The organism is Sphingomonas paucimobilis NBRC 13935 (assembly GCF_000739895.2).
Classification (GTDB): Bacteria; Pseudomonadota; Alphaproteobacteria; order Sphingomonadales; family Sphingomonadaceae; genus Sphingomonas; species Sphingomonas paucimobilis.
Window position 1 is genome coordinate 14,177 of record NZ_BBJS01000012.1, and the last position, 25,769, is coordinate 39,945.

The 25,769-nt window shown below is 64.4% G+C and carries 19 protein-coding genes and 1 tRNA gene; 6 read left to right on the top strand and 14 right to left on the bottom strand.

The genetic code is table 11. The annotated features are described in order from the left end of the window. Positions 1–134: 134 nt before the first annotated feature. From SP6_RS03475 to SP6_RS03495, 5 genes are all read right to left on the bottom strand, one after another. The gene (locus SP6_RS03475; RefSeq protein WP_007404113.1) at positions 135–989 is read right to left on the bottom strand and encodes a DMT family transporter; all 855 of its coding nucleotides are present in this window, start codon (positions 987–989) and stop codon (positions 135–137) included. Positions 990–1,306: 317 nt separating this feature from the next. Further along, positions 1,307–1,912 carry a DNA-3-methyladenine glycosylase I gene (locus SP6_RS03480; RefSeq protein WP_007404041.1) on the bottom strand — a complete coding sequence of 202 codons (606 nt, stop codon included), beginning with the start codon at positions 1,910–1,912 and terminating at the stop codon, positions 1,307–1,309. Beyond that, positions 1,909–2,202 carry a YciI family protein gene (locus tag SP6_RS03485; RefSeq protein WP_007403960.1) on the bottom strand — a complete coding sequence of 98 codons (294 nt, stop codon included), beginning with the start codon at positions 2,200–2,202 and terminating at the stop codon, positions 1,909–1,911. The genes SP6_RS03480 and SP6_RS03485 overlap by 4 nt, the downstream gene beginning before the upstream one ends. 13 nt (positions 2,203–2,215) lie before the next feature. Further along, positions 2,216–2,797 (bottom strand): TetR/AcrR family transcriptional regulator, encoded by a 582-nt coding sequence (locus SP6_RS03490; protein WP_007403986.1) that lies wholly within the window; start codon positions 2,795–2,797, stop codon positions 2,216–2,218. A gap of 237 nt (positions 2,798–3,034) precedes the next feature. Next, positions 3,035–4,345: an SLC13 family permease gene (locus SP6_RS03495; protein ID WP_037567949.1), complete on the bottom strand. Its 1,311-nt coding sequence runs from the start codon at positions 4,343–4,345 to the stop codon at positions 3,035–3,037. Between the two features lie 100 nt (positions 4,346–4,445). Between SP6_RS03495 and SP6_RS03500 the strand changes: the two genes are divergently transcribed. After that, on the top strand, positions 4,446–5,354 hold the full coding sequence (locus SP6_RS03500; RefSeq protein WP_042468554.1) for a LysR family transcriptional regulator: 909 nt from the start codon (positions 4,446–4,448) through the stop codon (positions 5,352–5,354). A gap of 559 nt (positions 5,355–5,913) precedes the next feature. Continuing rightward, a complete protein-coding gene (locus SP6_RS03505) occupies positions 5,914–6,666 on the top strand; it encodes an SDR family oxidoreductase (RefSeq protein ID WP_037568140.1) in 753 nt (250 codons plus the stop codon). 465 nt (positions 6,667–7,131) lie between these two features. Here the strand turns inward: SP6_RS03505 and SP6_RS03510 are convergent. The 3 genes from SP6_RS03510 to moaA form a co-directional block, all read right to left on the bottom strand. Beyond that, positions 7,132–7,206: transfer RNA gene (locus SP6_RS03510), tRNA-Asn, on the bottom strand. 111 nt (positions 7,207–7,317) lie between these two features. After that, positions 7,318–8,097 carry an NAD kinase gene (locus SP6_RS03515; protein ID WP_007404406.1) on the bottom strand — a complete coding sequence of 260 codons (780 nt, stop codon included), beginning with the start codon at positions 8,095–8,097 and terminating at the stop codon, positions 7,318–7,320. Continuing rightward, positions 8,094–9,107 (bottom strand): GTP 3',8-cyclase MoaA, encoded by a 1,014-nt coding sequence (moaA, locus tag SP6_RS03520; RefSeq protein ID WP_037568141.1) that lies wholly within the window; start codon positions 9,105–9,107, stop codon positions 8,094–8,096. Before moaA ends, SP6_RS03515 begins: the two co-directional genes overlap by 4 nt. A 179-nt stretch (positions 9,108–9,286) precedes the next feature. On the opposite strand from moaA, the gene SP6_RS03525 reads away from it, so the two are divergent. Together SP6_RS03525 and SP6_RS03530 are read left to right on the top strand one after the other, a co-directional pair. Continuing rightward, on the top strand, positions 9,287–10,900 hold the full coding sequence (locus SP6_RS03525; protein WP_161797728.1) for a putative bifunctional diguanylate cyclase/phosphodiesterase: 1,614 nt from the start codon (positions 9,287–9,289) through the stop codon (positions 10,898–10,900). Further along, entirely contained in the window at positions 10,888–11,313 is a 426-nt protein-coding gene (locus SP6_RS03530) for a YybH family protein (protein WP_037568144.1), read from the top strand. Before SP6_RS03525 ends, SP6_RS03530 begins: the two co-directional genes overlap by 13 nt. A gap of 44 nt (positions 11,314–11,357) precedes the next feature. On the opposite strand, the gene mfd is transcribed toward SP6_RS03530, so the two are convergent. Together mfd and SP6_RS03540 are read right to left on the bottom strand one after the other, a co-directional pair. Then, positions 11,358–14,825 carry a transcription-repair coupling factor gene (gene mfd, locus SP6_RS03535; protein WP_007404482.1) on the bottom strand — a complete coding sequence of 1,156 codons (3,468 nt, stop codon included), beginning with the start codon at positions 14,823–14,825 and terminating at the stop codon, positions 11,358–11,360. 137 nt (positions 14,826–14,962) lie between these two features. Then, positions 14,963–15,229 carry an FAD assembly factor SdhE gene (locus tag SP6_RS03540; RefSeq protein WP_007404480.1) on the bottom strand — a complete coding sequence of 89 codons (267 nt, stop codon included), beginning with the start codon at positions 15,227–15,229 and terminating at the stop codon, positions 14,963–14,965. Positions 15,230–15,304: 75 nt separating this feature from the next. Here SP6_RS03540 and recG point away from each other — a divergent pair, with 75 nt between their 5' ends. Both recG and SP6_RS03550 read left to right on the top strand, forming a co-directional pair. Next, positions 15,305–17,359 (top strand): ATP-dependent DNA helicase RecG, encoded by a 2,055-nt coding sequence (gene recG, locus SP6_RS03545; RefSeq protein WP_007404473.1) that lies wholly within the window; start codon positions 15,305–15,307, stop codon positions 17,357–17,359. A gap of 34 nt (positions 17,360–17,393) precedes the next feature. Continuing rightward, positions 17,394–17,834, top strand: coding sequence for a DMT family transporter (locus SP6_RS03550; RefSeq protein ID WP_007404314.1), 441 nt, complete (start codon positions 17,394–17,396; stop codon positions 17,832–17,834). Here SP6_RS03550 and SP6_RS03555 read toward each other — a convergent pair. The 4 genes from SP6_RS03555 to SP6_RS03570 all read right to left on the bottom strand — a co-directional run bounded on the left by SP6_RS03555 (position 17,831) and on the right by SP6_RS03570 (position 25,766). Beyond that, positions 17,831–20,128: a family 43 glycosylhydrolase gene (locus SP6_RS03555; RefSeq protein ID WP_007404306.1), complete on the bottom strand. Its 2,298-nt coding sequence runs from the start codon at positions 20,126–20,128 to the stop codon at positions 17,831–17,833. The two genes, SP6_RS03550 and SP6_RS03555, sit on opposite strands and share 4 nt — an antisense overlap. After that, positions 20,125–21,768, bottom strand: coding sequence for a family 43 glycosylhydrolase (locus SP6_RS03560; RefSeq protein ID WP_007404418.1), 1,644 nt, complete (start codon positions 21,766–21,768; stop codon positions 20,125–20,127). The genes SP6_RS03555 and SP6_RS03560 overlap by 4 nt, the downstream gene beginning before the upstream one ends. A 202-nt stretch (positions 21,769–21,970) precedes the next feature. After that, complete coding sequence (locus SP6_RS03565; RefSeq protein WP_007404435.1) at positions 21,971–22,357, bottom strand: response regulator; 387 nt, start codon at positions 22,355–22,357, stop codon at positions 21,971–21,973. Further along, on the bottom strand, positions 22,350–25,766 hold the full coding sequence (locus tag SP6_RS03570; RefSeq protein WP_037568145.1) for a CheR family methyltransferase: 3,417 nt from the start codon (positions 25,764–25,766) through the stop codon (positions 22,350–22,352). Before SP6_RS03570 ends, SP6_RS03565 begins: the two co-directional genes overlap by 8 nt. Positions 25,767–25,769: the final 3 nt, after the last annotated feature.

Here is a 25,769-nt window from a genome sequence, read left to right on the forward strand (position 1 = left end):
CCGTTCCTGTCAAAACCTATCAGCCGCGCCAGTTTAAAACATTCCATCAACAACTTGTATAGGTTCCCAACCTAGTTGTTCCCATACGGCAATATGGGCTTGGCTGCGCCACGCGCGTATTGCCGAATTCTGGATCAGCCAGCTCGATACCGAAAGACGATCAGTAGACCGACGATGACCAAAGCAAGGCCACCCATCATCAGTGCGGACATGGGATTACCGAGGAACGCCCAATCCATCGCCGCAGTGACACCCGGCACAAGGTAGAACAGGCTGGTGACGTTGACGAGGTTGCCGCGTGCTATCAGTCGGTAGAGCAGGAACGTGGTGCCGACCGAAATGACGAGGCCGAGCCACAGAACCGGCAGCATGAAGCCGGCATCCCAAGATGCCCTGAACTCACCGAGCGGTGACACTGCGACCGTGAATGCGAGTCCGACAGCATACTGCATTGGTAGCACCACCCACGGAGCTTGCTTTTCTTGCTTCTGGAGGATCGATCCCGCCGTGATCCCGGCAAGCGACAGTCCGACGAATGCTAGCCCCAGCAGATCGAAGCGCATCGAGGCGAGGCCATCCGATACGACGAGCGCGAGTCCGACCAGTGCGCATGTCAGCCCCAGTAGACGGGGGCCAGTGGCGCGTCGTTCGGTGAGGAAGATGGTCAGGATTGGTTGGACACCTAATAGGGTCGCCAGCGCGCCGGGCGTAATGCCCTTGTCCAGTGCCAGAAGGTAGCAGGGGGAATACAACCCCGCGATCAGGAAGCCGATGAGCGCGTTGCGACGGCGGGTTCCCCGTTCCGGCAGCAGCATGCCGTTCCAAACCGCAAAGGCCGATAGGACCGTGAAGGCGAGGGCATAGCGCAGGATGAGCAGCGCAAAAGGAGAGCCGTGCTGTAGTCCGATTTCGGAAACGATGGCCCCGCTGCTCCACAGCAGGACGAACGCAGTCGTCGGCAGCAGCGCCGACGCATGACGATAGAACATGAAATTTCACCTGAAAGACGTTGAGACGCCCGCGACGCACACGGGCAAGCCTGCCGGCTGTTAGCCGACGACGATCGACACCGGTGGGGGCGGTGCCCCGACACGGCCGATCCGGTCAGTCAGATGAGGCGGGGGAGATGCTGACGAGATGCGCTCAACCATGCCAGCTACGGCACTTTCATGGTCAAGGCAGTTGATCCCGAGCATCATGGCATGAATACTCCGCTTCATCATTGCGGGCAAGCACACCAGCCGATGGCAGCGACGGATTCTCGAAATGCCATCGAATTTTGAGAATCTGCCAGATGGGCGAAGCTCTATATGGGGCGCGTCATCGCGTTGCGGGCCAGTTCTGCTTTTTCACGCATCACGCAGTCCTCGACGTGATCGTTGATAAGACCCATCGCCTGCATGAACGCATAGACGGTCGTCGGCCCGACAAACTTCCACCCTTGTTTGCGCAGGGCTTTCGACAAGGCTTCGGATGCGGGAGAGGTCGACCGACCGTGCGGCGGGGAAGGATCGTCGACGGGCTCGAAGCGCCAGATGAAGGCTGCCAGAGAACCTTCGCGGTCGGCCAATTCACAAGCGCGCCCGGCATTGTTGATGACCGCCTCGATCTTGCCGCGATGGCGGACGATCCCCGCATCGTTGAGCAGCCGTGCAACATCATCATCTCCAAACCGGGAGACCTCGTGAAAATCGAAGCCGGCGAAGGCCGCCCGGAAGTTTTCGCGCTTTGCGAGGATCGTTCTCCAACTCAGACCCGACTGGAAGCTTTCGAGGCACAGCTTCTCGAACAGCCGGACATCGTCGGTGACCGGATAGCCCCATTCATGGTCGTGATAATCGATGAACGCCGGCGCGGCCGCGCACCAGCGGCACCGCTGTTGTCCGTCCGGCCCCGTCATGATGGCACTCATGCCAAGGCCTTGAGGTGATCGAGAGCCGGGATCGCCCGTTTCACATCGAACGCACGGGTTTCCACGGTGACGATGCCATGCACGACAAAGGGGTCTGCCTTCAGGCGTGTCTCATGCGATGCATGGCTCGCCTCGATTGAGACGATCGCACCACCGGCACCGTCGTACAGCGATCCCACGCAGAGGAATACACCGTCGGCAAATCCTTGTGCGATCCAGGCATTGTGCTCCGCCATGAACCGAGGAGCGTCCTCGCGGCGCTCGGTGAATGTCAGAAAGGTGACGAACATGATCCCTCCCGCGTCAATCGGACGTTGAATGATAAGGTAGTGCTGCCAGCCATGCTTCGGTCGCGGCAACCTGTTGATGGATCACGGCCTCATCCTGAAACGTGACGGCCAGGATCGCCAAGCCTTGTGCCCAGCCCAGCAAGTGAACCGCGTGTTCCTCGGATGCCTCGCCCGCCCCAAGCGCCTGAAACTGCTCGGTCAGCCAATCGCGGAACAGCCCCATGATGCCCCTCGCGCGATGCTTCGCCCCATGCTGCAGCTTCGCCAGTTCGGTGCAAAGCGTTCCGACCGGACAACCGAAGGCCATGATCTTCGTGCGATTGACCACCAGCAACCGCACGAACGAGGCGATGCGTTCCTGCGGCCCGGCCCCGCACCCGTGCCATGCGTCAAGCATGGCACGGGTGCGGGCTATCCGCTGCGTGATGACGGCATCGAGGATATCATCCTTCGTCTTGAAATGATGATAGAAATTGCCCCGAGAGATGCCGAGCGATGCCGCAATGTCTGCAAAGGAGGTGGCCTCGTATCCGCCTTCGTAGAACATTCGATCCGCGGTTTCGACGATCAGTTCACGCGTTTTCGATGTCGGCATCGCTATCGGCTCCATGACCAAGGTCTAGGACAGTTGACCTAGTGCGTCAACGATCGGAAACCCTGTCCCGGCCCATGATAGGGACGAACCGAGCCGTCTCCAGAATGATCGCTTAGCGAGGCGGCAGGGACTTCCCTTTAGATCGCTGACCATGCGGAACCGACGTCGCAGATTCTATTGCGCACCGTGCCGATGTAGCCTTGGGGCATGGCTCGTGACAGTCAGCGACCGTTCCGGTCACGGGATCCAGTTCAGAAGCCTGAACCAGGCATAATATAATGGCAGGAGCAGCCCGAATGTGGCCACCGCCATCGTAAGGCAAAGCCTTAGGCCGTCGCGCGCCGGCACCTTTTCCATGCCCATCGCGACAACGATCGGCGACGCCTGATACGGCAGCAACGGTGTGGCGTAACCGATGACTTGCAACATCAGAACAGTTAATAGTGGCATGCCGCTTCCCTCCGCTAGGCTCCGGGCAAGCGGAGTAAAGAGCGCCGGCACGCCGTTGGCAGTGACGATGAAGTTCAGCAGCGTCGGAAGGGCAGCAAGTGTGGCGAGGCTCGCGCCAGGGCTCGCCGGGTCCAGCGGAAGCCAGGGGAGCAGGGCCTTGCCGATAGTGTTCCCAAGCCCTGAGTTGACCACAACTGCTGCGAGACCAAGGATTCCGGCAATGTACAGGCATGTCCGAATGTTCACCTCCGCCGCGAATTCATCACTGTTCAGGAAGCCGACGCCCGGCAGCAGACAGAAACAAGCGGCCGCAAGGCCGATCCAGGCTGGCTGGATACCGTGCCATGCGTCTGTCATCCAGAAGAGCAAGGTCACGCCTAGCACCAAGGCCATGCGGCGTTCAGCAATACTCCAAGGCTTGGCCTTTTCAACGTCTGTCGAGGGCAAGGGTGCTGCAGGAAAGAGCCTGACGATGCACACGGTCAATATGAGCCCCTTGAGTATGCCAAGGATCGGAGCTTGCAGGACGAGGTATGAGAGATAGGTGAGGTGGACGCCATATGCCCGTTCCGCCGCCCCGGCCATCACCAGGTTGGGTACGTTGGCCGGCAAAATGCTGGCCGACAGCTGGAACGTGCCGAACCCGACCGCAAGCGCAAGGCCGATTCGCCCGCGACTGCCTTCGACAAGGCCGGTCCGGTCCGCCAGCGCCATGACCACCGGCATCAACAAGGTGATCCGTCCCATGTTGGAAGGCATGACGAAAGCCAGGAGGTAGGTCAGCAGTATGACGCCGCCGACCATGCGGGGCCAGGAATCAGAAAGATGCGCCGCCAGTAGGCGAGCGGTTCTGTCCGCCAATCCAACTTTCCGGATAGCCACGCCGAGGACGAAGCCGCTCAGCACTAGCCAGAAGGCTGCGGACAGGAAGCCGGAAAAGACAACCTCAGCAGGGGCGATGGCCAGGACCATAGCCGCCGCGAAGAAAAGCAGGGCCGTCAGATACTCAGGAAGCCTAGCATTCGCCCATAGCCCGATCGTTGCGATAGTCAGCAGGGCGGGCGCTGCCAATTCACTCCAGGCTCCAAGCAACCCCATATACGCTCTCCTTTCGGTAGATGCTAAGGAAGCGGAGGTGCGGTGTGGCGAAAAGAGGCAATATTCGTTAGGTATCCTTCTCTTCTGAAGAAGGGTCGGTATGAAGCGCCTCAACTTTTCCGATCTTCGCCTATTTTGTCAGGTGGTAGAAGGAGGAAGCATCACCGCCGGAGCGACACGCATGAATTTGGCCCTGTCCGCCGCCAGCACCCGGCTGCGCGATATCGAGGCGGAAGTCGGTACGACCTTGCTGGTGCGTAGCCGATCGGGCGTCGTTCCCACACCGGCGGGCGAGGCCCTTTTGGCCCATGCGCGCGGGCTGCTGGCTGGCGCGGAGCGGATGCACGAGGAGTTGAGCTCCTATGTTGGAGGGACGGCCGGGCATGTCCGGCTGCTGAGCAACACGAATGCCCTGACCGAATTCTTGCCGGATGTGCTCGGTCGGTTCCTTGCCGCCCATCCTGGAACGACGGTGGATGTGCAGGAGCGTTTGAGCGACGAGATTGTGGGCATGATCGCGGAGGGGGCGGCCGAGATCGGGATCGTTGCGGGGACGGTGGACACCGGTACTTTACAGTCCTTGCCTTTCCGTACCGATCGCTTCGTGCTGGTGGCATCGCATAGCCATGCTCTGGCCAAGCAAACGGGCGTCGCCTTCTCGGATGTTTTAGGCGAGGATTTTGTCGGGTTGGACCGAGCCAGTGCATTGCAGCGCTTCCTGGCAAACCGGGCAACGCGTGAAGGAAGGCGTCTCAGACTTCGCGTTCAGCTTCGCAGCTTTGATGCCATATGCCGCCTGGTCGAGGCCGGCGTGGGTGTCGGCATTGTTCCGGCAACGACGGCCCATCGCGCTGCGCGTACCACAGCCATTTCCATCGTGCCGCTCTTGGATGCGTGGGCGCAAAGGGATCTTCGCGTTTGCCTGAGGAGCTTGACATCGCTTTCTGTTCGCGCACGGCAACTTGCAAACATGCTGGCAGAGGGCTGGGCGGAAACGACCCCGGACTGATGTTCTCCTTAATGGGGGTCGGTATTTCTTTCGCACTCTCATTCCATGAGCAATCGCGCTCGCCGGCTCTTTGCTTTTTGCTGGGTGCATGTCTTCCTGCATGGAAGATCGACTGAGAGGTTTCTGGGCAGTCTCGATAGTGTTTTGGGAATGCAAAGTCGGGCTGTTCGGCCAAAATGCTTTATGAGACGCTGGTTCCAGTCGATCTGGCTCGCCGTTCCAAGCGCGAGTGAGTCAGAGGACCACTGCCTGCCCACGACTTCCAGTTACAGTCCGCCAGTTTCTGCCCGGTCCCCGACTTTGGTTCAGCATTCCTGTATGCCCATTACTCCATGCCCAACGGATCATTTCGGGAAAAAGGCATTCGGGAATATGGGTCGGAAAAACCGTCCCCGTGGAACGGATGCGGCGTGGCCGGCGGTCTCAATCGAGCCGTCAACGGCTCCCAACCGGGGCAGTTCATCCAGCACAGAGTCGCCTAATCAATTTGATGACAAGGAACGGGACGCGCGCGGGGGAAAGGGTCGTTAGCTGATTGCCTCCATCAAGGAGCCAACCAATGAAACTGCTGAACGGCAAGATTGCAATTATCACGGGTGCCAGTTCCGGCATCGGAAAGGCGGCTGCAAAAATATTCGCCGCACACGGTGCGTCTGTGGTGCTCGTCGCCCGGCGGGAAGCGTCGCTGAAATCAGCGGTCGACGAAATCGAAGATCAAGGTGGTCGCGCTCTCGCCATCGTTGGAGACGTTACGGAAGCGGGCACGCACGATGAGGCGGTCGCTGCCGCGCGTACGACGTTTGGCGGCTTGCATATCGCCTTCAACAATGCGGGCTTGGTTGGGACCACCGGGCCGCTTGCCGAGATTCAGCCTCGCCAATGGGCGGAAGTGTTGGCGGTAAATTTGACTGCGGCTTTTCTCGGCGCCCGGGCCCAGGTTCCTGCCATGATCGAGCAAGGGGGCGGCTCGATCGTTTTCACGAGCAGCTTCGTCGGTAACAGCGTGGGGTTGCCGGGTATGGGCGCGTATGGCGCAGCCAAGGCGGGCCTCTTGGGGTTGGTCAGAGGCATCACGGCCGACTATGCCTCAGCCGGCATTCGCGCCAACGCCCTCCTGCCCGGCGGCACGGCCACAGACATGGCCGGCGATGACGCCCAGCGCGAGTGGGCTGCCGGTCTCCACGCGATGAAACGGATCGCTCAACCCGAGGAAGTCGCTCAAGCGGCGCTGTTCCTCGCCAGTGATATGTCGAGTTTCGTCACAGGCTCGGCGCTTTGGGCAGATGGCGGCAATGCCGCCGTGAAACTTTAGCCAGCCCACATAATCGGTGGCCTTCAAGTGCAACAGTTTGGAAGCCACCGATCATTCCCGAAACTCGATCCCAATTGGAATGCACCGGCCGTCTCGCTGGATGTTTTCAATCGGGAATTTGATGCGCCATGTTGCTGTCAGGTGATGGGCGCGGCATTTTGGATGCCAAGGGTATGCGCTGCCCGGAGGGTCGCGACGCGATGGCGGACGGCGCGTGAACGCGCCCGATCTGGCGGCGCTCAACTGGCCGCTCAAGTTTCTCGGGATGCACGGCATGTTGGATGAAGATGCCGTAGACCAGGTACGAGCAGACATAGCTCGGCTTCGCACATAACCCCCTCGGGGGGCCTTAGCCCCGCCCTACCATGACACTAGGGTGCTTCAACGGAAGGGCGCACAAGTGTGGGACCCGCAACCGGAGATTGCTAAAATGTCTAATGATTTCCTGGGGTTCTACAGCGCCGGTGGCTCCCTGAGTAGGATTCGAACCTACGGCCGCTCGATTAACAGTCGAGAGCTCTACCGCTGAGCTATCAGGGAATGTTCCGGCGCTGTGGAGGGGCTCTATATAGGGCTCGAAAAAAGCCGCAACCCCTTTTTTGACGGTTTTGCGTATGTCCCGCCGCCAAAGCTGTGGATAACCTTGGGTCGTCAGGCGACGAACTGTTCCATGGTGATGCGGTCGTCCAGCGCGTGTTCCGGATCGAACATCAGCGTCAGTTCGCGGGAGCGATCCATGCAGATGTCGACCTGCGCCACGTCGCGCACCTCGCGCTGATCGGCGACGGCAGAGACGGGGCGCTTGCCCGGATCGAGGACGCGGATCGAGATGCGCGCCTTGTCGGGCAGGATCGCGCCGCGCCAGCGTCGTGGACGGAACGGGCTGATCGGCGTCAACGCGATCAGCGCCGAGCCGAGCGGCAGGATCGGCCCTTGGGCGGAGAAATTATAGGCGGTTGATCCGGCGGGGGTCGCGGCCAGGATGCCGTCGCAGGCAAGTTCGGGCAGGACGATGCGGTCGTTGACCAGCACCTCCAGCTTGGCGGTCTGGCGGGTCTCGCGCAGCAGCGATACCTCGTTGATGGCAGGCAGGGTCTGGACGCGACCGTCGATGCCGGTCGCGGTCATTTGCAGCGGGGTAACGCGGAACGGCTTGGCGCGGGCCAGCCGGTCCTCCAGCCCATAGCTGCGCCATTCGTTCATCAGGAAGCCGACGGTACCCAGGTTCATGCCGAACACCGGCACTGGCCCACGCCGCCGTTCCAGCATCCGGTGCAGCGTCTGCAGCATGAAGCCGTCGCCGCCGAGCGCGATGACATAATCGGCTTCGTCGAAATCGACCCAGTCGGCGCTCTGCGCCAAGTCCTCGGCGGCGGTCTGTGCCGGTGCGGTGGGCGAGGCGACGAGCGCTCGCCGAATGGGCGCGCTCATCCGCCCGTCACGCTCATATGGCGGCCGACGGCCGGGGCGGCGCCCGCTTCGATCCGGAAATCATGCCGCGCCGGTTTGGCCGCGAGCCCCGCGTCGATCGCCGCATCCAAGGCTGCGACGCCGCCGTCGCGCAAGGCCGCCTTCAAATCCACCTGATCCTCATGGCCCAGGCACATATACAGCTTGCCCTCGGTCGTCAGCCTCACCCGGTTGCAGCCGTCGCAAAAATTGGCGGTCAGCGGCGAGATAAGGCCCAGGCGGGTGGTCGTGCCCTCCACCTGCCAATAACGCGCCGGGCCACCGGTGCGATGACCGGCGCGAACCAGCGGAAACTCGGTCGACAGCCGGTCGAACACGGTCGTCAGGGGGAGGAAACGATCGATCCGATCCTCATCGATCGTGCCCAGCGGCATGGTCTCGATCAGGGACAGGTCCAATTGCTCCGAAATGCACCAAGACAGCATCGAAGCGATCTCGTCTTCGTTCAGCCCCTTGAGCGCGACCATGTTGATCTTGATCATCAACCCTGCATCGCGTGCGGAGAGGATGCCATGAATGACCTGTCCGACATCGCCGTGCCGGGTGATGTAGCGAAACCGCTCCGGGTCGCGGCTGTCCAGGCTGACATTGATTCGCCGGATACCCGCACTGGCCAACGTGTCGGCATGCTCGGCCAGACGCGTGCCGTTGGTCGTCATGGTGAGCTCGTCCAGCCCATGGCCGACATGGGTGCCCAGCCGCCGGACCAGATCGGCGACATCGCGCCGCACCAGCGGCTCGCCACCCGACAGGCGGATGCGCGTCACGCCGCGTGCGATGAAACGCTCGGCGATGATCGCGATTTCGTCCAGGCTCAGCAGCTTTGCACGCGGCAGGAACGTCATCTGTTCCGCCATGCAGTAGCGGCAACGCAGGTCGCAACGATCGGTGACCGAAATCCGCAAATAACGAATGGTGCGACCATGCTGGTCGATCAGCGACCGCCCGGTCGGATTTTCAGCATTGACCATCGTCAAAAGGGTAGACCCATGACGGGACGCCAGCAAGGCCGATTGGCATTGGTGATCCCCGTGACGGCGGATAGGATGCGTGCATGACGCAGGATGAATTCGGATTTAACGCCCACCATGGTGGAACGGCGGTGTTCACGCTTTCGTTCCGACATCCTGCAATGTTGGACGAAGCGGTCATGCGCGCCGGCTGGGCGATCTGGTCGATGGCGCCGCGCGATGGGGAGCCGCCGGCGGGCGATACGCTGGTCGCGTCCTTCCTGGCCAGCGAGGCGCGCGTGGCGTTGATCGATGCCCGGGGCGCCGCTGACTCTGCTCTGCGCGCCGCCCAGGCGCTGGGGGCGGTGATCGCGGCGACCGGTGCGGCGATGCTGATCGCCTTGCCCGATGGCGCGCCCGAAACGCTGCGCGCCTTTCTGGCCGCCGGGGCGACGCATCTGCTGCCGGTGGATGCGGATGCGGCGATGATCCACGCCTCGATCAAGCTGGCCGAGCGTCATGCGCGTCGAACGCTCGATGTACGGCGGCGGCGCACCCATGCCGATGGCGAGGTGGGGGAAATCCATCGCTGGATCGCCGATGTCGTCGATCGGGACAAGCCGTGCATTGCCATCATCGTCGCGCTGTCACGGCTCGACCTGATCAACGCCGCGCACGGCCGGCCTGCGGGCAATATGCTGTTGCGCGGGGTCGAGGCGCGGATGCAGGCGGCGGCCGCCGAGGCCTTTGGCGATGTGGCGATCGTCGCGCGCGCCGGCGGGGCCGAGTTCGTCATGGCGGGTGTTGCCGACAAGGATCGCGCACGGGGTATCGCCGAGACGCTGGAGGCGCTGCTGGCGGCCCCCTTCCAGGCGGGGGCGGTGCCGATCCGCCTGGGTGTGCGCCTAGGGCTTGCCGTTCATCAGCCGGGCGAGGGGCCATCGGACCTGCTGGCGCGTGCGGGTGAAGCGCTGGGACAGGCGCGGGCTAGCGACGGCGCGATGCTGCGCTTTGCCCATCCGGGCAATGTCGCGCCGCTCGACCTGCTGGGCGCCGACCTCCATCATGCCATCGAACGCGGTGAGATCGATATCGTGTTTCAGCCCCAGGTCTCGATCAAGACCGGCCGGATCACGGGCGTCGAGGCGCTGGCCCGCTGGCGGCATCCGACGCTGGGGGTGCTGGGGGCCGATCCGCTCTTCGCGGCGGCCGAGCGCGCCGATCTCGGGTTGGCGCTGTCCGATCATATCCAGCAGATCGCATTGCAACGCGCCGCGCGCTGGCCTGCCGACCTGTCGCATCTGCGCCTGTCGATCAACGTCACCGCCGCCGATGTCGCACGGGCGGGGTTCGCGCAGCTCTTCCTCGACCGGGTGGCGGCCAGCGGTTTTCCGATCGAACGCCTGACCGTCGAGATTACCGAGACCGGGCTGATCTCCGAACTCGATCGCGCTGCGACCGTGCTCGACCTGTTGCGGCAGGCGGGGGTGAAGGTGGCAATCGACGATTTCGGCACGGGCTATTCCAGCCTGGCCTATCTGACGAGCCTGCCGATCGATTACATCAAGATCGACCGGGCGCTGGTGTCCGATGTCGACGGATCAGAGCGCGACCGGATCGTCGTGCGCGGCGTCATCCATATCGCCGGACAGCTCGGATTGGGCATCATCGCGGAAGGGGTGGAGACGCCCGAACAGGCGCAGTTGCTCGGCCAGCTAGGCTGCGAGACCTATCAGGGTTTTCTGCGCGCCGGCGGGCTGGAAGAGGAGGTGCTGGTCGCGATGGTCGAGGAGGAGATGCAATGCGCGGCGTGACGGTGGCGGTAATTGCCCTGACGTGCGTAGCGGCTCAGGCGGCACCGGCCGCCGATCCGGCGGAGGCGGGTATCCGCACCGCCATGCTCGCAAGCGCGGCGGGGTGGAATGCAGGTGATTTGGAGCGCTTTACCGCCATCTATGCGCCCGATGCGGTCTTTGTCGGCAGGAAAGGTCTGATCCGCGGCCGCGCGGCGATCGCCGACAATTACCGGCCGAGCTTCGTGGCGGGCGGCAATAATCGCGGGCGACTGCGCTTCGAATTTCTCGGGCTCAAGCCGATCGGCGAGCGCCGTATCCTGTTCGCCCGCTGGATCCTGTCGGGTGGCGCGGAAGAGGAAAGCGGCATGACGACGCTGGTCTTCGAGCGTCGCGCCGATGGGTGGAAGATCATATCCGACCATAGTAGCTGACAACGGGGCCGCCGACAGAGGTCCGGCGGCTCCGTTGGCAGGTCCTATCCCGCCGACTTGGCCAGCCCTTTCGACAATTGCAGCGCGCCGTGCAGCCGAGCCTTGGCATCGGGCCAGGCGCGGTTGAGCACCAGCTTGCCGTCGGGGCGCAGCTTGGCGAGTTCGCCCAGCCGCTCGACATAAGCAAACAGCCTCTCGACATTGGCGGGCCGATTGTCGTGGAAGGTCACCAGCACCCCGCGCGGGCCCACATCCATCTTGGCGATACAGGCCTTTTTGGCGTTCAGCTTGATCTTGATGACCTGGATGAGATTGTCGGTCGGCTCGGGCAGGGGGCCGAAGCGGTCGATCATCTCGGCGGCGAAGGCCTCGACCTCCTGGTTCTTTTCCAGATCGTTGAGGCGACGATACAGCCCCATGCGCAGGTCGAGATCGGGGACGTAATCGTCGGGGATCAGGATCGGCGCATCGACGGTGATCTGAGGGCTGAAATCGCGCTTGGGCTCGAACGCGCCGCCGGCCTTGGCCTCCAGGATCGCCTCTTCCAGCATCGACTGGTAGAGTTCGTAGCCGACCTCCTTGATATGCCCCGACTGTTCGTCGCCGAGCAGATTGCCCGCCCCGCGAATATCGAGGTCGTGACTGGCCAACTGGAAGCCTGCGCCCAGCGAGTCGAGGTCGGACAGGACCTTCAGCCGCTTCTCCGCCGCCTCGGTCATCATCCGCTCGGGCGGCGTGACCATATAGGCATAGGCGCGCGTCTTCGACCGGCCGACGCGGCCGCGCAACTGATAGAGCTGGGCCAGGCCGAAACGGTCGGCGCGGTTGACGATCATCGTGTTGGCCGAGGGAATGTCGATGCCGCTTTCGATGATGGTGGTCGATACCAGCACCTCGAACTTGCGGTCGTAAAAGGCCGACATGCGCTCTTCGACTTCCGTAGGCGACATCTGGCCGTGCGCGACGACATAGCGAACCTCGGGCACCTCTTTCCGCAGATATTCCTCGATATCTGGCAGGTCGGCGACGCGCGGGGTGACGAGGAAGCTCTGCCCGCCGCGATAATGCTCGCGGAGCAAGGCTTCGCGCAGCACCACCGGGTCCCAGGGCATGACATAGGTGCGCACCGCGAGGCGGTCGACCGGCGGCGTCTGGATCACCGACAGTTCGCGCAGACCCGACATCGCCATTTGCAGCGTGCGCGGGATCGGCGTCGCGGTCAGCGTCAGCATATGAACGTCGGCCTTGAGCGCCTTCAACCGTTCCTTGTGCGTCACGCCGAACCGCTGCTCCTCGTCGACGATGACGAGGCCCAGCCGCTTGAACTCGACATTCTTGGCGAGCAGCGCATGGGTGCCGACGACGATGTCGATATCGCCCGAGGCCGCGCCGTCCTTGACCTTCTTCGCCTCGCTCGCGGTGACGAGGCGGGAAAGGCGGCCGATCTTGATCGGGAAGCCCTCGAACCGGGCCAGGAAATTGTTGTAATGCTGGCGGGCGAGCAGGGTGGTCGGGCAGACCACCGCCACCTGCATCCCCGCCATCGCCGCGACGAAGGCGGCGCGCAACGCCACCTCGGTCTTGCCGAAGCCGACATCGCCGACGACCAGCCGGTCCATTGGCTTGCCCGCGGTCAGGTCGCCCAGCACATCGTCGATCGCCCGGTCCTGATCGTCGGTTTCCTCGTACGGGAAGCGGTCGACGAATGCCGGATAGCCCGCGCTGTCGGGCTCGGCCACTTCGCCGGGGCGCAGCGCGCGTTCGGCGGCGGTGGCGATCAGCTCACCCGCGATCTCGCGGATGCGCTCCTTCATCTTCGACTTGCGACGCTGCCACGCCTCGCCGCCCAGACGGTCGAGCGTCGCCCCGTCCTCGCCCGAGCCATAGCGGGTCAGGACTTCGAGGTTTTCGACCGGGACATAGAGCTTGTCGCCGCCCGCATAGGATAGCGCGACGCAGTCATGCGGGCTCTTGCCGACTGGGATCGAGGTCAGCCCCTCATAACGGCCGATACCATGGTCGGAGTGCACCACCAGATCGCCGGGCGAGAGCGTCGCCAGTTCGGCCAGGAAGGCATCGGCTGATTTGCGCCGCTTCTGTCGCCGGACCAGCCGGTCGCCGAGCATGTCCTGCTCGGTCAGCACCGCGATTCCGGGCGCGGTGAAGCCATGGTCGAGCGGCAACACGACCAGCGCGACACCGAAGCTCTTCGACGTATCGGCAATGCCCAGCGCGTCCTGCCAGGTCTCGGCGGCCTTCGCGCCCTTCAGGCCATGGTCCTTGAGCAGGCTCCCCAGACGCTCGCGCGCGCCGTTGGAATAGCTGGCGAGGACGGGCTTGCGACCGTCCTTGCGAAGCGCCTCTACATGATCGACCACCGCCTCATAGATATTGGCGTGCGCCGCGCGTTCGGGGGCGAAGTCGCGGGCGCCGTCCACCTCGAAATCGAACACGGTGGCGCTTTCCGGTTCGTGGAACGGCGACACCAGATGCGCGGTCGCGGCCTCCAGCCCGGCATCCCATTCCTTGGGCGTCAGGTAGAGCGACTTGGCGGGAAGGGGGCGGAAGCTCCCCGGTTGCGCCGCCTCGGCGCGTTTGCGGTTCTCATAATAGTCGGCGATCGCATCGAACCGGCCGCTGGCCGCCGCCGCGACGCCATTGTCGCGCACGACCACCGCACCGTCGCCGAGATGGTCGAACAGCGTCGAGAGCTTGTCCTCGAACAGCGGGAGCCAATGCTCCATGCCCGCCATGCGCCGCCCCTCCGAAACCGCCTGATAGAGCGGGTCGCCGGTCGCGGTCGCGCCAAAGGTCTCGCGGTAGCGGGTGCGGAAGCGCTTGATCGATTCCTCGTCGAGCAGCGCTTCGGAGGCGGGGAGCAGGGTGAAGCCGTCGATCCGCCCCGTCGTCCGCTGGTCGGAGGGATCGAAGGTGCGGACGCTCTCAATCTCGTCGCCGAAGAAATCGAGCCGCAACGCCTGTTCCTCGCCGCTGGGGAACAGGTCGACCAGGCCGCCGCGCACCGCGAATTCGCCTTGGTCGTGGACCGTCTCGGTGCGGACATAGCCGTTGGCCTGGAGCAGCGTTGACAGCTTCTCCAGTCCGATCCGCTCGCCGGGTGCGAGGCGGGCGACAAGCTGGCGAATGCGGAACGGCGTCAGCACCCGCTGGGTCGCGGCATTGGCGGTGGTCAGGACGAGCTGCGGCGTCTTGGGCTTGGCCTGCAACCGGTGCAGCCCCGCGATCCGCTCCGCCATGACGCGCAAGGTCGGCGAGGCGCGGTCATAGGGCAGGCAGTCCCAGGCGGGGATCTGCAACACCTCCAGCTCGGGCGCGAAATAGGTCGCGGTCGAGGCGAGTTCGCGCATCTGCGCTTCGTCGGCGCAGACGAAGACCGCGCGCGTGGTCGCGGCGCGCGCCAGATCGGCGAGCAGCACGGGCAGGAACCCTGCCGGAACGCCCGACAGGGTCAGCGGGCTCTGGGCGGTCAGGATCGTCTTGATATCGGGCATGGGGTTCCGGTTTGGGCAATTCCGTCATTGCGAGCGGAGCGAAGCAATCTAGGGCCAATAGCCCGGACGCTCTGGATTGCTTCGCTCCGCTCGCAATGACGGAAGATACATCGGTCGAACGCTTGTGGCGGCTTAAGTTACCGGGCGATCGGTACGAAATTCAGCGCACGCATCCGCTGCATCACCGGGCCGTCCCACTGTGGCGGACAGGGCTGCGTGCCGATGGCCCAGGCCATGATGTCGACATCCTGTTCCTCCAGCAGCGCCTCGAACCAGTCGAGTTCTTCCAGCGACAGCGTTTCGTGATGCGCATCGAAAAAGCCGCCGATCATCAGATCGGCTTCCTTGGTGCCGCGATGCCATGCGCGGAAGCGAAGGCGCTTGATACGGGTTTCGTGGTCCATGGGGCTCCGATCGGACGAGATTCTCCGCACGCTCTGGCGACATGCGGCGGGTAGGCTATACAGACCAATCTAGTCATGCGTCCCGATATCCTCAATCCGCTGTTCGCCGAGGTCACGTCGCTGAAAGGCGTCGGGCCGGGGCTTGCCAAGCCGCTCGAACGCCTGCGCATCGCCCGCGTGGTCGATGTCGCCTTTCATCTGCCGACCGGGCATATCGACCGTTTCCCGCGCGACGAGTTGATGGTGTCGGACGCGGGACGGGTGATCGCGATTTCGCTGACGGTGAAGGAGCATCGCGTCTCGTCGTCGCCGCGCGGACCGACGCGGGTGCGGGCCGAAGATGCGCGCGGGAATAGTGTGGCGCTCGTTTATTTCGGCGGCAATTCGGGTTGGGTGAAGAAGCTGCTGCCGGTGGGCGAGACCAAGATCGTGTCCGGCCGCCTGGACCTGTACGGACAGGATTTGCAGATCGTCCATCCCGACCTGGGCGACAGCACCGAGGATTTCCGCGAGCGGGAGGCCATTTATCCACTGTCGGAAGGTATCACCTCGCGGCGCTTGGGGGCGCTCGCGGCCCAGGCGGTGGAGCGCGCGCCGGAACTGCCCGAATGGATCGAGCCCGGCCTGAAGGCGCAGCGCGGCTGGCCCGACTGGAAGGACGCCTTAGCCCGCATCCATGCCGACCCCGCCGATGCCAAGGCGCGCGAGCGGCTGGGCTATGACGAGGTGTTCGCCAACCAGCTCGCCATGACGCTGGTGCGCGCCGATACCCGCAAGCGGCGGGGACGGGCGCTGAACGGCGACGGGCGCTTACGCGACATGCTCAAGCTGCCCTATACGCTGACCGGCGCGCAGAGCCGGACGGTGCGCGAGATCGAGGGTGATCTGGCGCAGGACGCGCCAATGTTGCGGCTGCTTCAGGGTGACGTGGGCGCGGGCAAGACGCTGGTCGCGGCGATGGCGATGCTGATCGCGGTTGAGGCAGGTGCGCAGGCGGCGATGCTGGCCCCGACCGAAATTCTGGCGCGCCAGCATTATGAGACGCTGCGCAAGACGCTCGCCGGGCTGCCGGTCGAGATTGCGGTGCTGACCGGCCGCGACAAGGGCAAGGCGCGCGAAGCCACGCTGATGGCGCTGGCGGCAGGGGAGATCGACATTCTCGTCGGCACCCATGCGATCTTCCAGGAAACCGTGACCTACCGCGATCTCGCGCTGGTGGTTGTAGATGAACAGCACCGCTTCGGCGTGGCGCAGCGGATGATGCTGTCGGCCAAGGGTAAGGCCCCGCCGCATCTGCTGGCGATGACGGCGACGCCGATCCCGCGCACCCTGACGCTCGCCAATTATGGCGAGATGGACGTCAGCCGGTTGGACGAAATGCCGCCGGGCCGCCAGCCGATCGAGACGCGCGTCGTCTCCGAAGATCGGTTGGACGAGGTGGTGAACGCGCTGGGCCGTCACCTGTCTGACGGGGGGCAGGCCTATTGGGTGTGCCCGTTGGTCGAGGAGAGTGAGAAGTCCGACCTCGCCGCCGCCGAGATGCGTGCCGAAAGCCTGCGGGCGCGGTTCGGTGAGCGCGTGGGACTGGTGCACGGCAAGATGAAGCCCGCCGAGAAGGACGCGGTGATGGAGGCGTTCGCGGGCGGGCGGCTGGGCGTGCTGGTCGCGACGACGGTGATCGAGGTGGGGGTGGATGTGCCCAACGCGACGCTGATCGTGATCGAACATGCCGACCGCTTCGGCCTGGCGCAGCTCCACCAATTGCGCGGGCGTGTCGGGCGGGGCGGGGGGCTGTCGCGCTGTCTTCTACTGCGCGGGAGCCACCTGTCGGAGACATCGCGGGCGCGGCTCGCCCTGATGCGTGAGACCAATGACGGCTTCCGCATCGCGGAGGAGGATTTGCGGTTGCGCGGGGCCGGCGAACTGCTCGGCACGCGGCAATCGGGGGAACTGGCGTTCCGCCTCGCCACGCCGGAAAACATGGCCGACCTGATGCAATGCGCGCAGGACGATGCGCGGTTGCTGATCGACCGTGACGGCGGGCTCGAGGCGCCGAGAGGGCAGGCGGCACGGACCGCGCTCTACCTGTTCGAGCGGGATGCCGGGGTGGCGCTGTTGCGATCGGGCTGAACGAAGTAGCGCTCCCAGCGTTGGGTGCGCCGATATGGCCGCGATCTTTCCGCTCATTCTCGTCCTGGTCGCTGGGCTTGGCCTGGCCGTCCAGCCGCCGACCAATGCGGCTTTGGCCAAGGCGTCGGGTTCGGTGGTGCTGGCGGCGTTGACGTCGTTCCTGATCGGCACCGTGGTCCTCGCCATCGCCTGGGCGACGATCGACCGGACCAGTCCGGCGGCGCTGAAGGGTGCGCCGGGCTGGGCGTGGCTGGGTGGCTTTTACGGGGCCGAGTTCGTCGCGGTGCTGGCATATGCCGCGCCGCGCCTCGGCATTTCGGTAGCGCTGACGGCGGCGATCGCCAGCCAGTTGGTGGCGGCGTTGGTCGTCGACCATTTTGGCCTGTTCGGCGTACGGGTCGAACCGGTAACGATCGGCAAGCTGGCCGGCGTCGCGCTCGTCATTGCCGGCGCTGTTCTCGTCCGGCGGGGCTAGGGCCGCCGGACGGTGACCTGCATGGTGACCTGACGATTGCGCGGCGCGACTTCCTCATCCGCCGTCATGTCGAGCACCGGATGGCCGTCTGCGGCCCAGTGAACGCGCCGCACCCGCGTGTCCCGGCCATTGCCGCCCACGCCGTCCCCCCATGTATGATAGACATAGAGGAGGTTGCCATCCTCGTCCGTGGTGAAGGCGCCGTGTCCGACACCTTGTTCATAGTTGCGATAGTCTGTGACACCGGGTGGCATCGGCTCGCTATGCTGAAGCGGGGCGGTCCATTTGTGCCAATTGTCGATGTTGGTCAGGTCCGTGCCCTCGCGTGCCCAGGCACCGCCGACGACATAGGTCGGGCTGACCCCCGAACTGGAATAGATCAGGTGGATGCGCCCGTCGTGATGGACGGCAAAGCCGCCCTCGGACAAATTCTCCTCGAACGATCGTGTCGGCGCGATGATCGGCCGGGGTTCGGATATCAGGCGCGTGGGATGTGCCGGGTCGACGCGCGCGGTCCAGGTCAGCGGATCGCCGATCGGCCCGGTATCGGTCAGATAGCGCTGCGACCAGGTGTAATAGGCCTGCCCACGGGATTCGAAATAGGACATGTCGAGGCTGATATTGCGGGGAAAGCCCTCGCGGCCCAGCGAGGTGCCGTCACGCTTGAGGATCGCGGCAGGGCGCGACCAGTCGGCTGGATTGGCCGGATCGCCACCGGGGCGAAGCTGCATGATATGCGAGGTCACCGTATCCCAGCTACCATCGCTATTGGCCTGGTTGTCCTTGGGGTTGAAGCAGGGCGCGAACAGGATCGAGAGGCGACCGCCAATCTCGTGCAACTCCGGCGCCCAGTAGCATCCGGCGATGACACGCCCCTCCACCGTGCGATCCCGGCGGGTCACGCGGTTGAGCAGATCGACCTCACGCGCGCGGCCGCCCTCATCGTCGGCCAGCGCGGCAAGGCTGTCGGCGACGCGGAGTGGCAGATGCGGCGACCCGACATTGTTGTTGCCGGTATCGTCGGTCGCGATGAACAGATAGCGAGTGCGCCAGTTTTGGGTATAGCGATAGATCACCGGATCCGCGCGGTTATAGGCGAAGATCGTGGGATAGCGCCGCTGGCGTATCGTGCCATGCACCGTGTAGGTGCCGGGCCCCATCGTCCGAAGCCGCGCTAGATCGGCCGGGTTCCAGTCGACCGCGCGGCTTGCCGTCGATCCGTCGGAATAGGCGAGATGGGCGCGTACGCCGCTCAGGTCGGCGCCCTTGGTCACGGTCTGCGGATCGACCGAGCTGTGGACATTGGTGATGCGGCCATAGCGCGCGGCGAGGGCGGCGGCGGTGTGCGCGTCGATCGGTACGGTATCGGGGAAAACGAGCGGCATGCCGGCTTGGGACGCACCGACATTGCCCGTCGAAAGAATCCGCGACCGGCAGCCACCCTGCTCGGGATAGAAGGGGGTGGCGATCCGCTCCGTGCGCGCCAAGTCCTTGACCGTCGTCCAATGCGGTGCGCCGGCATCGTCCTGCCAGGCGACCAGATAGCGCTGGGCAGAGGAATCCCACACAGCGCGTGGCGCGACGATGCCATCGGTGGTCCGCAGATCGATCAGCCCCAGCTCGATGAAATCGGCGGGGCTTGCCGGATCGCTTTTGAAGACGAGGGCACTCGACGCCTGCGAGCTGTCCGGCTTGCCGTCGAGATCGACACGGGTGGCAATGATGCCTAGGCTGCCATCGGCGAAGTGAAACAGCGAAGGCTTGGACAGGCCGCGATGCTCGATGCGGTCGATGCCGACATATTCGCCGATCGGAAAGACGATGCCGTAATCGCCGTTGAGCGGTGCGGGCTTGTCCGCACCACGACCCATGGCGAGGTGAAGAGCGCGCGCGATGATCGGCTGGTTGGCGTCATGGGCGCTGGTCGGAGTGCGGGTATAGGCCTGCAGCCGGCTCGCATCGCGGCCCATCAGGGTCACCGTAAAGCGCTTCGTGATCGGCCGACCGGTGGCGGCGATCCGTCGTCCCGTCAGGTGGACGACGATCGGTCCGCTGGTCGGATTGACCAGTTGGTTACCCTGCAATGCGGGCCCGTCGGCCGACCACTGGATCGGCGCCCCCGATGGTGCGGGCAGGCGCGTGCCCGATGCGACGACTGGCGGGACGATCCAGCTATCGGTGAAGAGCGCGTCCGTCTCGCTGGCGGCATGGGCCGTGGCTGCGCTGATGGAAGGTCCGGCTGCGGCAGCAAGGGCCAGGGTGAGGGCAGAGACAAGGGAGAAACGCCGGTTCATCGGGACGCTCCGACGGTGATCCGCGCCGTCGCCGGGGTGGCGGCCGAATTGGCGAGCTGGCCCTGCACCGTCACGCTGTCGCCGATCCGCTTCAGCCGCGATCGATCGGGTGTCTGCCAGGTGATGCCGACTGGGGCGACGTGACCGTCGGCAAAGGTCGCGTCCACCGTCTTGGGCAGGGTGATCGACGGCTGGGCGCCCGGCAAAGTCACTATCGTCGGCGCAACCGATGTCACCAGCAGGGCCCGGTTCCACCGCGCGGCCAGCGCATCGCGTTCCCGCGCGGTAATCGACAGCACCGATCCGTGACGCGGCGAAACGGGCAACTGGAATTTCGCCGGATAGGTCCAGGCGATAGGGACGTTCAGCGAATGGGTCGCGAGCGGGATATACCCCTTGCCGCCATAGTCATCGACCCAAAGATAATAGCGGAAGCCGCTGGTGTCGCCGGGATTGGCGGCGAAGACGCTCGGCCCTTCCACTTCGGGTGTGCCGGCGCGGCGGCCGATGCAGCGGTCGATCACCTCCCATGCGCCAGACTCGGTCGTCGCGCGCAGCGAGCGTGACCGCTGGCCCATGATATCGGACGATGGGCAACCCGACGCCTCCGACACCTTGGTGAAGCGGTAATAATAATCCCCGTCCTTCAGCACGGTCGAATCGATCATCCCCTTTTCCTTGACTAGGAAGGGCAGGTCGGCGGCCTTGAACCAGGGGCGGGGCATGGTGAAGTGGCGGAAGTCGCGGGTGATCGAGGTCAGGATCTGCGGGCCGTTCCCGTCATTCTCTTTGTGCGCGGCGTCCCGGAACAGGGTGGAGGTCCAATAGACGACATAAGCGTCGATACTGGGATCATAATGCGCCTCGGGCGCCCAGGTCATGCCGGCGGCGGGGGTGTTGACCTTGACGTGCCGTTGCTCACCCCAATGGATGAGGTCGGTCGACTCCCAGATCTCCAGATACTGGCTGCCATGATCGGTCGCACCGCCCCAGCCGGTCCGCCCGGCTGACAAGTCGGTCGCCAGCAGGAAGAACCGGTCGCCCTCGGGCGATCGCAGGATGAACGGATCGCGCAAGCCCCGCGTGCCCATCGTCGATTCCAGGATCGGCTGCGCGTCGTTCAGGTTCTTCCATTGCAGCGCATTGTTTCCGTCCGAGGTGGCGAAGCGCAGCTTCTCCCCCTCGATCGTGTCGGCGGTGAAATAGACGAAGAGATAGGCTTGTTTGGGATCGGACGTCACCTTCGCCGGCACGCGCAGATCGAACGGCACGGTAACGGGAGCGGCACCGGGGGCAGTGATCGTGGCGGTCAACCGGACCATCTGGTCGCGGTCGCCGCGTCGGACCGCGCCTTTCCTGACGATGTCCTCGCCCTTGCCGCGATCACGATCCGACAGGATCGCCGGATCGGACGATCGCCAGCCTATGGAAACGTTTTCGGTGCCTGCCATAGGAGCGGTATCAGACAGATCGGCGGCCGTCTCGGGCAGCGTGATACTGCCGCGCAGGGGCGCGTTCAGAACAGGGTCGTGACGGAGCCTGTCCGCTATGGTCCGCGTAACATCAGCCGAGGGGGATTGCGCAATTGTCGGACTGTAGCTCGCCATGGCGAGCCCCAGCATCGCGACCGACCATCGCATGCCAGGCATCCGCCGACCGGTGTTACGACCTTTATCCTGGACGTACATCGCCCCTCCCATTCCATTTCCTTATGGGCGAAGTGTCCGCGATAATGTCCTACAAGTAAAGAGCCATGGCGGCATCGCCATGAACTTGTGGAAAATCAGATAGATGGAGGGCTATGGCGCAATATTCGCGCCGCTCGACCATGGCGAGGCGCGCTTAGCTTGCCGCGCGATCGGCCTCGTCCGGGCCGGCGACGGCCATGGACAGCGTGCGGCGGAGAAGCGTTGGCGAGCAGGGTTTCCCGCACACCGCCGCGCCCGGATAGCGCGATTGCAGCGCACGTTCATCGGCATGGCCCGAATGAAAGATCAGCGGCACGCCGGCATCGTGCAGCCGCTCGGCCGCGGGAAAGACTTCGCCATCGCGCAGGCGAACGTCCAGAATCGCGCAGGCCAATTCCGGCTGATCGCCGTCGAGATGGTCAAGCACCTCCTGCACGCTGACATAGGGGCCGTCGACCGCATAGCCGCCGTCTTCGATGATCGTCTGAAGGTCGAGGGCGACGAAGAACTCGTCTTCGACCAGCAATATCTTTTTAGTCATGCGATAACACCGTATCCGGCAAAACGAGGCGGAGGAGATAACGCCCTTGGCTGGCATCCCGCTCCAAGGATGCGCCCAATTGTCGCGAGGACGTCTGCACCAGCAAGGTGCCGAAGCCCTTGGCGGGCTCGGCATCGGCTGTCGATCCGCCGGTTTCCGACCATTCGAGCTGGATCTGGCCGTCGTAGAGGAGCCAACTGATCGCCAACACGCCACGATCGCTCGCCAGCGCGCCATATTTGACCGAGTTGGTTGCCCATTCGTGCAGGATGAGCGCCAGCGGCGACAAGCAGCGCCGATCGACCAGCAGGCGCGGGCCGTCCATCGTGATGCGCGACTGCCCCTTATAGGGCGCGATCGTCGCCTCGACGAGCGCGCCCAGCTCGATCGCCTGTTGCTCGCCGGCGGGCGAGGCGAGCGAATGCGCTCGGCCGAGCGTCGCGATCCGTTCACGCACATCCTCGGCCATTTCGGCGACATCGTCATGCGAGCGCGAGGCGGCGGACACGATGCCGGAGATGATCGCGAACAGGTTCTTCACCCGGTGGTTCATCTCGCGCAGCATCAGCTCGCGCGTCTCGGCAACGGCATATTCGGCCGTCACGTCGATCGACACGCCGACCATTCGGTGCGGCGGCGCATGGGTGATGACGCGGCCGCAGCCCTTGATCCAGCGTTCCTTGCCATCGGCGGTGATGCGGAAGGTCGTCTCGAAATCGCCCCGCGCCGCGATCGCCTCGGCCAGTGCGAGTTCGACGGCCTCGCGATCTTCGGCGACGATGCGGTCGAACAGACGCCGGGAATGGGCATCCTCATCGGCGGTGACGCCGAACAGCTCGCGACAAATATCGTCGAGAATGGATTCGCCCGTATCCGCCCGATACTCCCAGACGCCGATACCGCCCGCCTTGATCGCCAGGTCCAGCCGCTCGCGCTCCGCCGCCAGGGCACGTTCCATGCTCAGCGCATCGGTGATGTCGGTCAGCACCAGCGTCGCGCCGTCGATGCCGTCCCCTTGCGTGCGATAGGGCAGGATGCGCAGCGACAGCGTCCGCGCGCCATCGCGGGTCATCACCCGCTGTTGCATCGGCGCCCCGCCGCTTGCGACGGAGGCCGCGTCGTCGAGGTAATCGGTGTTGGCCAGCCGTGTCGACACATCCGCCAGCAACCGCCCCCGGTCGCTGGGCTGGAGCGGGAAGATCGAACGGGCCGCCTCGGTATAGCTGCGCACCCGCAGATCGCTGTCGAGCACTACGACCGCCAGATCGGTCGATTCGAAGAAGTTGCGCAGATCGGCATTGGCGATGGTGAGCTGGTCGACCTTGGTCTTCAGCTCGTCATTGACCGTCGACAATTCCTCGTTTGTCGATTGAAGCTCCTCGTTCATCGACATCATTTCTTCGTTGGAGCTCTTCAGCTCCTCATTCGCGGTCTCCAGTTCCTCGACCGTCGAGCGCAGACGGTGGCGAGTCAGCCGCAATTCGTCTTCCAGCGCCTCGATATGATCGTCGCCCGGCTCCAGATCGGCGAGGTCGCTTTCCTCGACCGGGCTGAACGGTGCGGAATCGCGGAACAGGAACAGCAGCGATCCATCGGTCAGCGGGTCGCAGATCACCTCGATCCGCTGCACGCCATATTCGGTGGTCACCGCGACATCGCGCGCGGCGATCCGTTTGCGCGCGTCGCGGGCCTGGCGGAGCATCGGGCCCATCACCTCGCGCAGGCCGCTGCGCGCCAGCGTCATCGCGCTGGAGCCGCCGGCCCGCGTCACGGGGAAGTTGAAATAGCGGCTGAGCTTGCCGAACGCCGCCAGGATGCCACCGTCTTGATCGACGATCATGCTGGGCGGAGCATAGCGATCGACGATGCGCCGCACCGCCACGCTCTCATCGCCCAGCGTCGGGCCGTCCTCACGCTCGCCCCTCTCCCCGCGTCGGCGGGGGCGGTGGTGCGCTGCCCCAGGCAGGTCGATGGGGTAGGAGGGCGAACCCGGCGACCGTTCGAACAGCCGGGCATGGCCGTCGATGGCGGGGAACAGATGGTCGAACCGACCGACGCTTTCCGACGGCCCCAGGAACAGATAGCCGCCCGGCCGCAGCGCATAATGGAGCAGCGGCAGCACCGATTGCTGCAACCGATCGTCGAAATAGATCAGCAGGTTACGGCACGACACGAGGTCGATCCGCGAGAAAGGCGGATCCTTGACCAGGCTGTGGTTGGAGAAGCGGATCATGTCCCGGATCTCGCCCGAGATGGTGAACCGCTCCGCATGCGGTATCGTATAGCGTTCGCGCAAGGGTGCCGGGATATCGCCCAAGGCGGCCGCCGGATAGCTGCCCTCGCGTGCGATCTGCAGCATCTGTTCGTCGATATCGGTCGCGAAGATCTGCACCGCCAGCGGCTGCCCCGCCTCGCGCAATTCCTCGGCGAACAGCATCGCGATGCTATAGGCCTCTTCGCCGCTGGAGCAGCCTGGGACCCAGATGCGGATATCCTCGTCCGGGTCGCGCGCACGGATCAGCGGCTGGATCGCCTTGGTTCGCAACGTTTCGAACAGTTCGGCATCGCGGAAGAAGCGGGTGACGTTGATCAGCAGGTCGCGGAACAGCGCTTCGCACTCGTCCGAATCGCCCTTGACCCGCGCCAGATAGGCCGAGCCCGTCGGGATGCCGAGCACATGCATGCGCCGCTCGACCCGGCGGACCAGGGTGGTGCGCTTATAGCCTGAAAAATCATGGCCCACAGCGTTGCGTAGGACGCGGCACAGATCGTCGATATGATCGGCGACGACCTCGGCCTCGTGGTGCTTGGGCTCGCCCGTGCGGCGCGTGAAAAACGCTCGCAGGCAATCGACGATTTCGCCCGCCGGCTTGACGAAATCGACAAGACCGGTGCCCACTGCCGACAAGGGCATGCCGTCATAGCGCGCGCTTTCGGGCCGCTGCACCACGCTGACGCCGCCATTTTCCTTGATAGCGCGCAAGCCCGTCGTTCCATCCGCGCCGGTGCCCGACAGGATGACGCAGGCGGCATTGGCCTGTTGATCGCTCGCCAGTGACAGGAAGAAGTCGTCGATCGGCCGACGCAATCCGCGCGGCTGGACGAAATCGGTCAGTTCCAGCACGCCGCCGCGAATGGCGAGGCCCCGGCCCGGCGGGATGATATAGACATGGTCGGGCTCGATCCGCTCCGACCCTTCGCACTGCCGCACTTCCAGATTGGTGTGACGGTCGAGCAACTGGGCCAGCATGCTTTCGTGATTGGGGTCGAGATGCTGGACCACCACAAAGGCCAGGCCGGTCGGCGCGCGCGCGGGCGTCAGCATCTCGCGCAACGCCTCCAGCCCGCCGGCCGACGCGCCGATGCCCACCACCGGCACCGGTGCGATGTCGTGCTCAACCTCGCTCATGCG

Bases quoted from the DNA above. Each gene is read 5' to 3' on its own strand.
- SP6_RS03500 (WP_042468554.1), top strand. From the start codon at position 4,446: ATGAAGCGCCTCAACTTTTCCGATCTTCGCCTATTTTGTCAGGTGGTA.
- mfd (WP_007404482.1), bottom strand. From the start codon at position 14,825: ATGCCCGATATCAAGACGATCCTGACCGCCCAGAGCCCGCTGACCCTG.
- SP6_RS03505 (WP_037568140.1), top strand. From the start codon at position 5,914: ATGAAACTGCTGAACGGCAAGATTGCAATTATCACGGGTGCCAGTTCC.
- SP6_RS03495 (WP_037567949.1), bottom strand. From the start codon at position 4,345: ATGGGGTTGCTTGGAGCCTGGAGTGAATTGGCAGCGCCCGCCCTGCTG.
- SP6_RS03515 (WP_007404406.1), bottom strand. From the start codon at position 8,097: ATGAGCGCGCCCATTCGGCGAGCGCTCGTCGCCTCGCCCACCGCACCG.
- SP6_RS03475 (WP_007404113.1), bottom strand. From the start codon at position 989: ATGTTCTATCGTCATGCGTCGGCGCTGCTGCCGACGACTGCGTTCGTC.
- SP6_RS03565 (WP_007404435.1), bottom strand. From the start codon at position 22,357: ATGACTAAAAAGATATTGCTGGTCGAAGACGAGTTCTTCGTCGCCCTC.
- SP6_RS03490 (WP_007403986.1), bottom strand. From the start codon at position 2,797: ATGCCGACATCGAAAACGCGTGAACTGATCGTCGAAACCGCGGATCGA.
- SP6_RS03530 (WP_037568144.1), top strand. From the start codon at position 10,888: ATGCGCGGCGTGACGGTGGCGGTAATTGCCCTGACGTGCGTAGCGGCT.
- SP6_RS03525 (WP_161797728.1), top strand. From the start codon at position 9,287: ATGCGCGCCGGCTGGGCGATCTGGTCGATGGCGCCGCGCGATGGGGAG.
- SP6_RS03480 (WP_007404041.1), bottom strand. From the start codon at position 1,912: ATGAGTGCCATCATGACGGGGCCGGACGGACAACAGCGGTGCCGCTGG.
- recG (WP_007404473.1), top strand. From the start codon at position 15,305: ATGCGTCCCGATATCCTCAATCCGCTGTTCGCCGAGGTCACGTCGCTG.
- SP6_RS03550 (WP_007404314.1), top strand. From the start codon at position 17,394: ATGGCCGCGATCTTTCCGCTCATTCTCGTCCTGGTCGCTGGGCTTGGC.
- SP6_RS03485 (WP_007403960.1), bottom strand. From the start codon at position 2,202: ATGTTCGTCACCTTTCTGACATTCACCGAGCGCCGCGAGGACGCTCCT.
- moaA (WP_037568141.1), bottom strand. From the start codon at position 9,107: ATGGTCAATGCTGAAAATCCGACCGGGCGGTCGCTGATCGACCAGCAT.
- SP6_RS03560 (WP_007404418.1), bottom strand. From the start codon at position 21,768: ATGCGATGGTCGGTCGCGATGCTGGGGCTCGCCATGGCGAGCTACAGT.
- SP6_RS03555 (WP_007404306.1), bottom strand. From the start codon at position 20,128: ATGAACCGGCGTTTCTCCCTTGTCTCTGCCCTCACCCTGGCCCTTGCT.
- SP6_RS03570 (WP_037568145.1), bottom strand. From the start codon at position 25,766: ATGAGCGAGGTTGAGCACGACATCGCACCGGTGCCGGTGGTGGGCATC.
- SP6_RS03540 (WP_007404480.1), bottom strand. From the start codon at position 15,229: ATGGACCACGAAACCCGTATCAAGCGCCTTCGCTTCCGCGCATGGCAT.